Below are 13,208 nucleotides of genomic sequence, written 5' to 3'. Positions count from 1 at the left end.
TATCCCTGCGCACCTTCGCAGAGCCCGGGAGAGATGTTGGATTCGTCATCCCGGCGCCAGGTCACGACCTGCGCCGGGGCGACGAATCTGGCACCTCGCGTGGAAACGCTTAGGTCCCCAGCGAGAACTCCAGCGCGATCCCCGCAAACACCGCCGCGCCGATCCAATTGTTGTGCAGGAACGCGCGGAAGCATGCCTCTCGCCCGCGATCGCGCGCGATGACGAATTCATAGGCAGCCAGCAGCGCCGCTATTCCGATTCCCGCCCAGTAATACATGCCTAGTCCCGCCTGGCGACCGACCAGATACAACGCCAGGAACACCAGCGCGTACAGCACTCCCTGGATGGGTAAATCCATATCGCCGAACAGGATCGCGGTGGATTTGGAGCCAGCGCGAATGTCGTCTTCGCGGTCCACCATGGCGTACCAGGTGTCGTAAGCCGTGGCCCATAGAATGTTGGCGCAATACAGCACCCACGCCACCGGCGGAACTTCGCCCTGCACCGCGGCGAAAGCCATCGGTATGCCCCAACCAAACGCCAGGCCCAGGTAGACCTGCGGCAGATAGGTGTAGCGCTTCAGGTAGGGATAACTGGCAGCCAGAAACAAGCCAACGACGCTCAGGTAAACCGTCAGCCTGTTCAGCGTCAGCACCAGCGCGAACGCCGCGATCATCAGCACGGCGAACACCAGCAGCGCTTCGCGGCCAGACACCGCGCCGGTCGCCAATGGCCGTCCCTTGGTGCGCTCGACCTGCGGATCAAGCCAGCGGTCGGCGTAGTCGTTGATCACGCAGCCAGCCGAGCGGGTCAGCCACACGCCCGCGGTGAACACGAACAGCGTCCACATCGGCGGCACACCGCTCGAGGCCAGCCACAACGCCCACCAGGTCGGCCATAGCAGCAACAGCACGCCAATCGGCCGGTCGCCGCGCACCAGCTTCCAATAAAGACCCAACCGCTCCCGCCAGCGCGGCACCTGCGGCGTTTCGTAACGTTCGTAGCTCATCCAGAAAGCCTAGCAGGCCGTCACTGGCGCGTGCACGTTCGTAGGTCCGGAAACCGATTCGGAAAATCGAGAAACTGTAGTGCCTCAGTTTCGGCGCTCGAACAGAACCGGAAGTTCGATCGTCTTCCGCTTGCCGCCACTTACGGCTCTGTCGCGCGTCATGCCCGGCCAGCCCGAACGCTCAGCCACCGATCACCGGGCCTTCCCACGCACCGACGTATCTCGCTGACGACCCAGCCGGCCTCCGTGAGTGCGGACCGCAGGGCAGGCTCGCGCCAGTACGTCTCGACGTAGCGCCGAGACGCGGCACCGCCGCCGTGTGTGGATACATCCTCGCCATCGCCCTCTCTGACTGAGGCGTGCAGTCGCCCACCGGTCCGGGTTGCCTCGGCAAGCCGTCCAAGCACCGTGCCGAGATCCTCGCGCGCGACGTGAATAAGACAGGCACAGGCCCATATCCCGTCGTACCGCGTGCCGGGACGCTGCGGGTCATCCAGGTCATCGGTCAGCGGGTCCAACAGGTCGGCCTCGAAACCACTGTCGCGAAGCAATTCGACGAAACCCTGGGCAATATCGGTGCGCCGGACGCTAATCCCCCGCTTCTCAAGCTCAAGTGCATCTCGCCCGCCGCCGCTTCCGATCTCCAGCACCCTGCCAGAGCGACCCAGCTCGGTCACGAACGCATCGATCTCTGTCGCGACCCATTCGGGCATTGCCGCGGCCTCGGCAGCGTATTCCGCCGCGATCGCATCATACGAACGCACGGTATCCCGGTCGGTGCTCATCCTGGCGCTCCTCCTTCGAAGACACGAGAACCGCCCGATGAGCGAGCGGCCCAGCAGTCCGTTGCGCCGTTCACTGGTTCGGCCGGTAACAGCACGGGCGATTCGCTTCCCAACTACAGCAGAAATTTGATCTGAGACACTACCAGCGGAACAGTAAACGAGCCAAGCGACGCAATTCCCGCTAGAATGCGCCTCCCGTGCGCCCGTAGCTCAGCCGGATAGAGTAGTGGCTTCCGAAGCCATTGGTCGGGGGTTCGAATCCCTCCGGGCGCGCCATCTTTCGCTTTTTAGCGACCGCTTTTTGACCTTGGTCGGAAACGACAGCAGTCATGCCTCGCGACGAACGGTTCAGAATTCGCAGCCGGCCACAGCTACGCACGGATCCTGATCATCTCCACCAGGCTCGCCTGGTCGGCATCGCCATAGCCAGATGCGACAGCTTTTTTCAGGAGCTGGAACATCGGCGCGATCAGTTCGGGGCTGACGCCCTGGCCTTCGCTAGCCGTGATGAAATTGTCGAAAGCCGCCGCCTGCATCTCAAGGTTGGAGACGACATCTTTGCGGTAGTCGCCGCTGTCGATGCGCCGTGCCATGTCGGGCAGCCATGTCATGACCGCGCCGAGCCAGTTGGTCAGCATCGGCAAGAATTTCTCCGCCCGCACCTTTTCCGATCCGGTCAGTGCGAAGGCATGCGTGACGCCTGAAAACAAACCGTACATGGCGGTGAGCAGAGCGATGTCGTGCAACGGTGCCAGCCCAGCGTCGCCGCCGAGATATTGAGCCGCCCCTAGCGCGTTGAGCGTTTTCTCGTGCGCCTCGAACGCCGACTGCGCGCCGCTGTAGAGGATCAGCGCCTCGGCTTGGCCGATCATCGGCGGAACCGCCATGATGCCGCCGTCGAGGTATTCGGCGTTCTGGGTGGTGGCCCATTGCGCCATCTCACGCGCCTGCGCCGGCGTGCCGTTGGTCAGGTTGACCAGCACGCGGCCGGCAAGTGCATCCTTTGCCGGCTCGAACGCCTCATACACGGTGTCGTAGACCACCAGACAGGCGATCACCAGCTTGCTGGCCTCAACGGCCTCCTTGACGCTCGCGGCGGCGACCGCGCCTTTGGCTACCAGAGCCTCGGCCTTGGCCGGCGAGCGGTTCCACACGGTGACGCCAAGACCACTTTTCAACAGTGCCTCGGCCAGGGCCGAGCCCATGGCGCCAAGACCAATGACGGATACGTCGGACATTTTGCTTTCCTTTCTTTTTTGATTCGATGGTGATGTTGCGCGGCCAACTGTGTGTGTGGTGTTCCTGCTCATCCCATGGCCGGCGACAGGTCCTGGCCCAGGCCGCCGTCGACCTTGATCCGCTCGCCGGTGGTGAAGGTGGCATCGAAGCCTAGGAACAGCACGGCGCGCGCCACTTCTTCCGGCGTGCCGTGGCGCTTCATCGGCGTCACCTCGTCACCGACCTTCATGAAGGCGGCTCGCTCTTCCGCCGAGGCGCCGGCCACGCCCATGGTCGGCGTGTCGATGAAGCCGGGGCTCACCACGTTGACGCGGATTTTTAGCGGAAGAAGTTCCGATGCCAGCACCCTGCCGAAGGCGCGCAGCGCCGCCTTGCTGGCGGAATACACCGCCATGCCGGCGATGCCGGAATCCTCCGCGATCGACGAGGTGAAGACGATCGCGCCACCTTCCTTGATCAGCGGAACAAGACGCTGGGTGGTGAAAAAAGCGCCCCGGGTGTTGATGTTGAACTGGCGGTCGTAGGACGCTTCAGTGACTTGGTCGAACGGCTCCAGCTCCGACACGCCAGCGTTCACGTGCAGAAAATCGATCTTGCCGAGCTTCTGCTCCACTTCCGCATTGAGCGCGGCGATATCGCCCGTGCTGGCGATATCCGAGCGGACCGCGTGGACGCTGCCGCCAAGCGTCTGACGGGCACCCGCGATGTTCTTTTCATTGCGCCCGGTGATCAGGACTTCGGCGCCACCTTCGACGAGCGCTTGCGCTACCGCCAATCCCATTCCATGCGTGCCGCCGATGACGACCGCCTTCTTGCCTTGATATCTGCTCATGATTTTTCCTGTGCGCCGGCGCGGTGCGCCGTGGTCTGTCTGTTTGAAGTCGCCGAAAGCGATCGCTTTTTTCTGTGCGAAGAACGGTGCCATTGGAAGCTTCACTGTCCTTCGGCTCACTTGCTCCGGCGTCCTGGGCCGCACCTTAGGCAGGCACTTTCGATTGCGCAAGTACAGACAAAAAAGTAAGGTACCCACCAAATCCTCAGAATTGGAGCGTTCCGTGGCCAAGAAACAAAAAGAACTGCCGGACAGCTGCGGATTGGGCCCCGCACTCGCGGTGATCGGCGGCAAATGGAAGGCGCTTTTGCTCTGGCAGATCCATCAGGCGCAACCCTGCCGCTTCGGCGAACTGAAAAGACTGCAGCCGGAGATCAGCGAGAAGATGTTGATCCAGCACCTACGCGAGATGGAGGCCGACGGCATCATCCATCGCGAGGTGTTTCACCAGGTGCCACCGCGCGTGGAATATTCGGTCACACCTGAAGGCGCCGAGCTCGACTTGGCGCTCGCCCCGTTGGGCGAATGGGGCAAGAAGCACCAGGAGCGGAAAGAAAAGGCGATGGTCGGAGCGGTGGAAGAAGCGCCGCTAGGCTAGCTCTGGATGTGGATGGAGTTTCCGCTTCACGCATGAAGCGAAGCGGATTCTCGCGATCGATCCCTACGACCTACTCCTCGAAGCGACCGGGAGCCTCACGATCACGCTCGTATCGCCTCGCGAGCGGAAACGGCGGCAACCAGGACTCGCGACGAAGGGTCCAGAGTTCGTACGTTGGCCTCAGTTGATCAGGCGCATCCAGCGTCCCCAGGTTTATTTCGACTTCGTCCACGCTGATTCCGAAAACGGAAGAGCCACAGCGAGGACAGAAATGCCGCCCAGCGTAGTCGCGTGTTTCGCCCTCGATCGTCACCGCATCCTGCGGGAATATCGCGGAAGCGTGAAACAGCGCCCCGTGATGCTTGCGACAGTCGAGACAGTGGCAGATGCCGACCCGGTACGGGAGCCCCGACGCCACGATTCGAACATCACCGCACAGGCAACCGCCGGTGAATCGTTCCATGCTGCGTCTCCTGTAGATCAAACGGAAAAGTTTCAGCGAACAGCATTGACGATCTCGCCCGCCCCCGGAGGACGCTAGCCGCGCTCATTCAAATCCTGCCAGAAGCCCAGCACCGTCGATACGATGGCCTCTGGTGCGTCCTCCTGCACGAGGTGTTTCGCATTGGGTATCGCATGGAAGGCGGCGTTCGGAATACGGCGCGCGAGCTCACGGCCGTCTTTCAGTGGGATCCACTCGTCGTTCTCTCCCCAAAGAATGGCTACCGGGCAACGAATCTCGTTATAGCGCCACTCGACTTCTTGCGAGTATTTGTCATCCATCTGAGCAACCTGACGCCAGAAGGCTTTCTGGCCATCAGCGCCCAGCCACGGCGCAAGGTAGAGCGCCATCTCGTCCTCGCGTAACGGGTTAATCACGGCGCCGCCAATATAGGCGCGCAGGATCGCTTGGTGGATGTAGGCAGGAAGACTGGCGAAAACACTCTCGTGTTGTTTGGCCGCCTGAACAAGCGGCGATCCTTGCGGGCTGATGGCGACAGGATCGATCAGCACCAACGACCGATAATCGAGTCCGTTGAGAATGTGGCCGCGCAAAGCCGTGGAGCCACCGAAATCATGCGCGACGATATCGGGCTCGCGCAGGTCCCAGAAATCATAGAGCGCGGCAAAAAGCTCATTTTGAATGCCGCGAGACACATCGCCGTCGGGTTTGTCGGACCGCCCATAGCCGAGCATGTCAAAACAATAGACGCGCCGTCGTTGAGCCAGCAACGGCGCGATCCTCCGCCATTCCGATGATGAAAATGGCGTGCCGTGAAGCAACACGGCCGGCGGACCATCGCCCATTGCTCCCCAGGCAATCTCGTTGTCGTGAAACGTGAAGCGCTCGGGAAGAGCCCAGTCTGTTACGGCCATCAGTCTGCCTCAGGTCTTTCGCACAGCCCGGACTGTACTTTGACGCAGGTTTCAAAGAGGTGGTGATGAGCGAAAAAATCCGGCGCGTTATCTTCACGCTTCGGTGTCCTCATTCCGCAGTTTCTGGAACCACTGAAGAAGATCCACCTCCGATACGACACTGGGAAACCCACCATTGTCTGTATCGATCGGCAGCTTACGCCGCTGTAGATTTCCCGCGCTGCCAACAGTTCGCCTGGACAGTTGTCGTCATCCCTGCGAAGGCGGACGCGCTTTTAAACCGCCGTATGGTGGGTCATCCAGTGACTTGAACGCCTTTAAGAACAATGGCGCTGGATTGACCGGCATCCGCCGTTGAAAAGCGCGTCCGCCTTCGCGGAATGACGAGCAAGAATAAGTTGTTCAAATCCACTCCAACAAGAACCAAGCCTCCAGCGTCTCCCCAGGCAGCAGCACCTTGGGCTCAAGATTGAACGCATCCGGTGGGCCGGTCTGGGGTTCTATGCAAGTGGCGTGTTGGGTTTCGTCGTACACGACCCAGTGGTTGCAGTTGGAGGTCAGGCGCAGCTTCTGGCCGGCGCGGTGCGTGATGACTTCGGTTTCGTTGATGAAGCAGTCGTCCCACGGTGCTGGCGGTGGCGGCGCGAGCGGGAGGGTCGAGATACCTTCGTGGTCGCGTGGGTAGTAGGCGCTGGGAGTGAACTCGATGCGGTCCGGTTTGCGGAACCAGGGATGCCAGCCGATGACAGCAGGCATGGCATCTGCTTCCGCCTGAAGAGACAGCTTCATCTCCACGCGCTGCTGGTTCACCTCGATGGCTTGCCTTGCTATGCCACCGAATGGCCAGCGTGCATCTTGCGGCAGCGATAGCGAGAGTTCGGCGCGGTGCTTCGTGTGTGCATCGATACGCCAAGGCGTGCCGAATGCCACGCCGTGGATCGCATGTGTTCCCAGATTCAAGGGAAGCTGGTAGTCGCCACCGCTGAAACCAAAGCGGCCGCGGCGCACGCGGCCTGCCCAGGGCACCATGGGATAGCTGCCCCACGCGATCATGGCCGGCGTGCCGTCGCCAGGGCCGATCAGTTGCTCGACGCCGCGGTAGGTGATCTGCGCGATGCGGCCGCCGGCTTGCGCCGCGATGTCGACCTTGAGGTGTTCGTTCGAAAGGGTGGTCAGCGGTCCCGGCGCCATGGGCGCCGTGGCATCCGCCTGCGGCGCGTCGGCCGAAACCTCACGCGCCATATGGATCGATAGTCTGGATTCTGCCGTGCTCATCGTGGTGCAGCTCGGTGCACTTGACCGAGCGCAGGTGGGTCACGCCGCCGGATAGCAAGGAGTCGTGATAGAAGAGATACCACTTGCCTTCGAATTCGCAGATCGAATGGTGCGTGGTCCACCCCACCACCGGCTTGAGAATCTCGCCCTGGTAGGTGAAGGGGCCGTAGGGGTTGTCGCCCACGGCGTAGCACAGCAGATGCGTGTCGCCGGTGGAGTAAGAGAAGTAGTACTTGCCGAGGTGCTTGTGTATCCAAGGGCCTTCGAAGTAGCGCCGTGCGTGGTCGCCTGCTTTCAACGGCTGGCCGTTCTCGTCCAGCACGACAATTTCCCGCGGTTCTTCGGCGAACTCTTTCATGTCCGGCCGCAGCTTGCCCATGCGCGGTCCTAATGCGGGTTCGTGGTCAGCTGGCTCCTTATGGTTGGCGTCGAAACGGTTGTCGCGATACTTCTGCAGCTGCCCGCCCCAGATGCCGCCGAAGTACAGGTAGTACTCGCCGTCGTCGTCGGCGAATACCGCCGGATCGATCGAATAGCTGCCCCGGATGGCTTCCGGTTCGGCCACGAACGGACCCGCCGGATGATCGCCAATCGCCACGCCAATCTGGAAGATGCCGTCGGCGCGCTTGGCGGGAAAGTACAGGTAGTAGCGGCCGTCCTTGCAGGCCGCGTCCGGCGCCCACAGCTGTCTTTTCGCCCACGGCACATCCTTGACATGCAATGCCACGCCGCAATCCACGGCTTCGCCATCGGGCGAGTCCATGCGCAGCACGTGGTAGTCCTCCATGCCGAAGTGATCGCCGTTGTCGTTGAACGGGATGCCAGCATCGATGTCGTGCGAGGGATAGACGTAGATGCGTCCGTCGAACACGTGCGCCGACGGATCGGCGGTGTAGATGTGCGTCACCAGCGGTTGCGAAATGGCCTTGGCGGCCAGCGCTTCCAGGTCGACGGTTTCCGATTCAACGGTGGCCGATTCAGCGGTCATGGGGGTTCTATCCGGTTCAAGCATTGATTAAAGGAATCAGGACGCGGCGCCAGCCTGCAGCCTGCGTTCGCCCAGTTCGCGCTCGATGCGCGTCTCCATGGGCTTGTTGATCTCGTACAGGAACAGCAAGGCGACCGCCAACAGGAAAGGAGTCGAGCAATACACACTGACGGCCAGGCGGATTCCGCTCACCACTTCGGGCGACTGCGTTGGCGCGCCGGCGTCGTAGCTGTAGTACGCCAGGATGCCCGCCACCAGCGCGCTACCGACGCTCAGGCCGATCTTCAAGCCGCACAACATCGCCGAGAAGATGATCGCGGTGGCGCGGCGGTTGTTCTTCCACTCCGAATAATCGGCCACGTCGGCGATCATCGCCCAGAGTAGCGGAATGGTGATGCCGTAGAAGAACCCATGCAGGATCTGCGAGACGAACACCAGCCAGATGGCATCGGGCGCGTAAACGTAGAACCCCAGCAAGAACAAGGTGGAAACGAACAGCGCGCCACCGAACACATCACGCTTGCCGAAGCGGTCGGCCAATGGCTTGGAGAAGCCAATGCCGATGATCATGCAGATGATGCCGCCAGCATTGAACAGGCTGAAGGCCGAGGTGGCCGGATCGTCGGGCCATTGGAATTCGGTCAGCCCCGCGCCCGTCAGCATCGCATTCAATCCTGCGATGAAGCTATTGAAACCAACGCTCTGCAGGAACTTCGCCAGCTCCGCCTCGTCGAGGTAGTACTGAAAGTAGTAGACGTACATGCCGCCCTTGAGCGCCAGGGTGACGAATACCAGGATGGTGATTGCCAGCACGATCCGCCACGGACGATTGCGCGCCAGGTCGGCCAGGTCCTGCATGACGCCGGCCGATTGCTCAGCGGTGGGAACAATGCGCTCGCGCGTGGTGAAGAAAGTGATCAGGAAAAACACGGTGCCGATGACCGCGAACAGCGTCATCGCATTCTCGAAACCCTTCACCTTGTCGCCGCCGCCCAGGATCAGCACCAGCGGCAGCAGCAGTGCCTGGATGATGAACTGCGCGATCATCACCGCCACGAAACGGTAAGCCGACAGGCTGTTGCGCTGTTCCATGCTGCCGGTCAGCACGCCGCTCAGAGCGGAATAAGGCAGGTTGTTGGCGGCGTACACCAGCACCAGCAGTGTGTAGGTACTCGCCGCATAGATGACCTTGCCGCGCTCACCCAGATCCGGTGTGCTGAAGGCCATCAGCGCGAGCACACCGAATGGAATGGAGGTCCACAGTATCCACGGCCGGAACTTGCCCCAGCGCGAGCGGCTGCGATCGGCGAGGACACCGACCACCGGGGTGAAAACGAAAGCGCCGAGCAAACCGACGATGAAGATGACCGTCGCCGCGGTTCCGGCCGGAATCCGATACACATCGGTGTAGAAGAACGCCAGGAACGTCACCAGCGTCTGGAAGATCAGATTGGCCGCCAGGTCGCCCAGGCTGTAGCCGACCTTTTCCGTGATGGAAAGCTTTTCCGCGGTGCTATGCATGTAGGTCGGTTTCGTAGGGCGGGCGGGATATCGGAAAAGTATTTTGAGCTAAATCGCGAAAACTAAGTACCACCAGCCCTCCATGATCCCAGTTCATTGGTCGGCCCCGGCATCTGGCCACCGCGCGTCACTGATGAGCACGCACCGAAAAAGACGGTCCACCCGACGCCGAAGCGCCGGAGTGGACCGAGGAGGGAGACACAAGATGCCGCTGTGCTCAAAACTTGCCCCGGACCCCCAACATCACCGTGGTACCCGGGTCGTAGTACTCGTATGTAGCGTTGTCCCAATGGAACGCCTGGCGCATCGGTTCACCGGTGATGTTGGTGACGTTAAGCGTGATCTGCGGTTCCGTGGGTAGTGAAGTGAAGGTGTAGCTGGCGGAAAGGTCGAGCTGGCCGCGTGCATCGATCGTGCGGCGCGCGTACGGGATGCCGTTCTCGTTGGTCTGGGAGGCGATCATGTCGTCGGTCCAGGTATAGGACAGCCGAACCGAAGCGACGTCGTTTTCCCAGTAGGCGGTGGCATTCCACAGATCCGGTGCCACGCCAACCGCTACCGCCGGCGCATCGCCTTCGGCCGACTGCTTGATCTTGGTGTAGTTGGCCATGAAGCCCAGGCCATTCACCCACTTGTCGAGCGGTTGCACCCAGATGGCTTCCCAGCCACGGATGTTGAGCGTCCCGTCGGCATTGACCTGCCGCTGTTCGGTCACCGTAGCCACATCAGGGCCACCGCGCGCGTTGATCGCGCCGCGCTGTCCGTCGGTCAGATCCTCGAACGCAATGCCCAGCTCGCGGAACGGAATGGTTTGTGTGCCCAGCACGGTGAAGCCGTCGATGCGTTTATCGAACAGGGTCAGGCCGATAAAGCCTTCGTCGCCGGTATACCACTCGCCACCGATATCGAAGTTGGTGGACAGGTACGGCGTGAGATCGGGATTGCCTCGCGTGGCCTGCTGCGCCACCGGATCGCTGAAGTTGATGTTCGGCAGCATCGAGCTGGGATTCGGGCGGGTCATTGTGCGCGAGCCCGACATACGCAACACCACGTCTTCGGCCACGTCCCACGCGGCGCTGAAGGACGGCAATACTTCCTTATAGTCCGACTTCAGCGTGACGTAGTTGCGCGATGTTGCTGTTTGCACTGGACCACGCGTCTCTTGATCGGTGGTGACATAACGTACGCCGGCGTTGAAGCGCAACGGGCGGTCCAGGATGTCCGCTTCACCATTGAGTTCGACATAGAAGCCCATGTTCTTCTCATGGATGCCGCCCGTGGATGCCGCCGTGTTGGCAGAGCCGGACTCGGGTGCGTTGTCACGCAGCTCGTAATAGTTCGTGTCGCGCTTGAAGCGTTCGAAATCCACGGTGACGAAGCCGTACGGACCGGGTTTCAGATAGGACGCCAGGCTGGCATCCGGTATGGCTGCCAGCGGGCCACCGGCACAGGGCAGCCGCGGGTTGGGCACGCTGCCGTCGGGATTCAGTCCACGGCAGGCGACATCTTCCCAAGCCGCGCTATTGTCGAAACCCTGGATGCGGCGTTCGGCCTCATCGTAGGCGAAGCCCACGGTGATGTTGTTCTTGTCTTCGCCGAACTGCAGGTCGGCGCGTGCGCCCTGGGTTTCGGTGACTCGTTTTTCGTTCTGGATGTTGACGCGCCCGCCTGCCCAGGTCCATCCGAGGTTCGGGTCGTTGAGATTCAGGTCCGTCTGCCAAGCGGGGAAGTCACCGCCCTGGTTGGAATACTGGATAGTGGTGAACGGAGTGTTGACCAGGACGGTGGGGGACTCGCGGAACATCCAGCTGCGGCCCAGGTTGGCCTGTACGTCCAGCTTGATGTTGTCGTTGTCGCCGAAGAATATCTGCGCGCCTGGATTGATGTTCCAGAACTGCACGTCTTCGAAGTAGGGCCTCGCTTCCAGGAAGAACTGCGCATTGGCGAACGTCGCTTCGGTGACCACCCCATTGCCGTCGAGCTGCATGCCGATCGGAATGGCGCCATTGGCGGCGAAGTTGCGCATGACCAGGTTGATGGCGAGGCGTTCATTGGTGCGACGCGCCTTCGAATACATCGTGTCCAGGTAGAAGCTCATGTCCTCGTTCGGCTTCCATTCGAACGAAGCCACCACGCTGTCGCGGTCTCGGTCGCCGGACATGTGCACCGGCCGGCCCAGGCGTGGAACCAATGCTTCGCCAATTTGTTCGATGGTCAATCCGGGATTCAATGCGAGCAACATGTCCCGGGTAATGGGATCGTTTGGCGTCAAGCCAGCGCCAATGGCGGAAGCGTTGTTTGGCACCCTGGATGGAATCAACCAGTTGCCGCCGCCACCGGTATTGCACGATGCAGGACGGTTGTTGTACGGGGCTTGGTTCGGATCATTCAGTGCCGGCGGCGGCGTAATGCCGCACTGGACTTCGTTCAAACCCGGATTCGTCCAGCCGACGCTTTCGAAGCCTTCCACACCGATCTTTCCACGTACCGACGAAAGCCCGACCAGCGCGCCGAACGTGCCGGCCTCATTCGTCCAGCTGCCCATGAACGAGCCGCGCGGGCTGGTCTTTTCGCTGATGTCGTTGTATTCGGCCTGTAACTGGTATGTGAAGTGCGTGCCCGGGTTGTCGAACGGCCGTGCGCTGCGCATGTCCACAACGCCCGACACGCCGCCTTCCAACAGGCCGGCCATCGGCGTCTTATGAACCGTCAGCTGGGTGAAGAACTCGGTCGGCAACAGATTCAGATCGACTTCGCGATTCTGATTCTGAGCGTTGAGGCCGATGGATGCGGTGGCAATCGAACTTCCGTTGAGCGTCGTCTTGGTGAAGCTGGTGCCCAGGCCGCGAATGGCCACATTGACGCCTTCGCCGTTGACGTCGCGCGAGAGCTGGATACCAGGAACGCGGCTCAAGGATTCGGCGATGTTCTGGTCCGGAAACTTGCCGATGTCCTCGGCGAAGATCGAATCAGTGAAACCTGTCGATTCACGCTTGGCATCAGTGGAGAACTGCAGGCTCCGGCGATAGCCGGTGACGGATACGGCGTCCAGCTGGGTGACATTCGGCGATTCGCTGGCGGCGGCCGGCGGTTGTGCCGGTGCCGGCTCCTGCGCGGTTGGTTGTGCTTGCGGCTCGGCTTGTGTCTGGGCGAAAGCGGAACCGCTGGCGATGCCAAGCAGGGCCACACTCAACGCCCGCGACAATGTCGTTCTTGCGATATGGATTTGCACCGTACTCCCCTCTCGTTTCTGGTGACCCGGCCGCCCGCGAACACCTCGCAACGCACGCCGACTTCGATGGATTTGTGCTCGACGCGCTAGAGCTTGTTGCTGCCTCGTTTTCGGTTCGGCCGGATGGTAGCGCTACCATTTTGGCTCCGCACGCTGCATAGCAGCATTCCTGGTTTTTGTCCCCTAAATGTCCTCGATGCACTGCAACATAAGGCTTTCAGCGGATCTCTGATTCACTAATCGGTAACAAAAAGCAGCGGGTGGCGTCTCGCGGCGTGCTTGTGTTACTGATAGCGCTACCACTTATGCGAGCCCTGCGGCTTTGCGCGGGGAAATCAGCGATGAAGCGAAA

The 13,208-nt window shown here is 61.3% G+C and carries 11 protein-coding genes and 1 tRNA gene; 2 read left to right on the top strand and 10 right to left on the bottom strand.

Translation table 11 applies throughout. From position 1 onward, the window contains the following. Positions 1 to 109: 109 nt before the first annotated feature. Together ubiA and AADW18_RS14115 are read right to left on the bottom strand one after the other, a co-directional pair. Positions 110 to 1,009: a 4-hydroxybenzoate octaprenyltransferase gene (gene ubiA / locus AADW18_RS14120; RefSeq protein WP_337344033.1), complete on the bottom strand. Its 900-nt coding sequence runs from the start codon at positions 1,007 to 1,009 to the stop codon at positions 110 to 112. 158 nt (positions 1,010 to 1,167) lie between these two features. Next, a complete protein-coding gene (locus AADW18_RS14115) occupies positions 1,168 to 1,794 on the bottom strand; it encodes a class I SAM-dependent methyltransferase (RefSeq protein WP_337344032.1) in 627 nt (208 codons plus the stop codon). A 199-nt stretch (positions 1,795 to 1,993) separates the two neighbouring features. Between AADW18_RS14115 and AADW18_RS14110 the strand changes: the two genes are divergently transcribed. Further along, a tRNA-Arg gene (locus tag AADW18_RS14110) sits at positions 1,994 to 2,070 on the top strand. A gap of 95 nt (positions 2,071 to 2,165) precedes the next feature. Here AADW18_RS14110 and AADW18_RS14105 read toward each other — a convergent pair. Continuing rightward, positions 2,166 to 3,104: an NAD(P)-binding domain-containing protein gene (locus AADW18_RS14105; RefSeq protein ID WP_337344031.1), complete on the bottom strand. Its 939-nt coding sequence runs from the start codon at positions 3,102 to 3,104 to the stop codon at positions 2,166 to 2,168. Continuing rightward, positions 3,101 to 3,865, bottom strand: a complete 765-nt coding sequence (locus AADW18_RS14100) for an SDR family oxidoreductase (protein WP_337344030.1) — start codon at positions 3,863 to 3,865, stop codon at positions 3,101 to 3,103. Before AADW18_RS14100 ends, AADW18_RS14105 begins: the two co-directional genes overlap by 4 nt. Positions 3,866 to 4,088: 223 nt before the next feature. Here AADW18_RS14100 and AADW18_RS14095 point away from each other — a divergent pair, with 223 nt between their 5' ends. Beyond that, positions 4,089 to 4,463 (top strand): helix-turn-helix domain-containing protein, encoded by a 375-nt coding sequence (locus tag AADW18_RS14095; RefSeq protein ID WP_337344029.1) that lies wholly within the window; start codon positions 4,089 to 4,091, stop codon positions 4,461 to 4,463. A 70-nt stretch (positions 4,464 to 4,533) separates the two neighbouring features. On the opposite strand, the gene AADW18_RS14090 is transcribed toward AADW18_RS14095, so the two are convergent. The 6 genes from AADW18_RS14090 to AADW18_RS14065 form a co-directional block, all read right to left on the bottom strand. Then, complete coding sequence (locus AADW18_RS14090) at positions 4,534 to 4,926, bottom strand: GFA family protein (RefSeq protein ID WP_337344028.1); 393 nt, start codon at positions 4,924 to 4,926, stop codon at positions 4,534 to 4,536. Between the two features lie 74 nt (positions 4,927 to 5,000). After that, complete coding sequence (locus tag AADW18_RS14085) at positions 5,001 to 5,840, bottom strand: alpha/beta hydrolase (protein ID WP_337344027.1); 840 nt, start codon at positions 5,838 to 5,840, stop codon at positions 5,001 to 5,003. 402 nt (positions 5,841 to 6,242) lie between these two features. Beyond that, the gene (locus tag AADW18_RS14080) at positions 6,243 to 7,115 is read right to left on the bottom strand and encodes an aldose epimerase (RefSeq protein WP_337344026.1); all 873 of its coding nucleotides are present in this window, start codon (positions 7,113 to 7,115) and stop codon (positions 6,243 to 6,245) included. Beyond that, positions 7,072 to 8,103, bottom strand: a complete 1,032-nt coding sequence (locus AADW18_RS14075; protein ID WP_337344025.1) for a glycoside hydrolase family 43 protein — start codon at positions 8,101 to 8,103, stop codon at positions 7,072 to 7,074. Before AADW18_RS14075 ends, AADW18_RS14080 begins: the two co-directional genes overlap by 44 nt. Before the next feature lie 36 nt (positions 8,104 to 8,139). After that, complete coding sequence (locus AADW18_RS14070) at positions 8,140 to 9,624, bottom strand: MFS transporter (protein ID WP_337344024.1); 1,485 nt, start codon at positions 9,622 to 9,624, stop codon at positions 8,140 to 8,142. Between the two features lie 217 nt (positions 9,625 to 9,841). Then, complete coding sequence (locus AADW18_RS14065; RefSeq protein ID WP_337344023.1) at positions 9,842 to 12,856, bottom strand: TonB-dependent receptor; 3,015 nt, start codon at positions 12,854 to 12,856, stop codon at positions 9,842 to 9,844. Positions 12,857 to 13,208 lie beyond the last annotated feature (352 nt).

This window comes from Pseudoxanthomonas sp. CCNWLY206-1 (genome assembly GCF_039710385.1).
GTDB lineage: Bacteria > Pseudomonadota > Gammaproteobacteria > Xanthomonadales > Xanthomonadaceae > Pseudoxanthomonas_A.
Note: the sequence above shows the minus strand (reverse complement) of the source record. Positions and strands in the feature narration are given on the sequence as shown.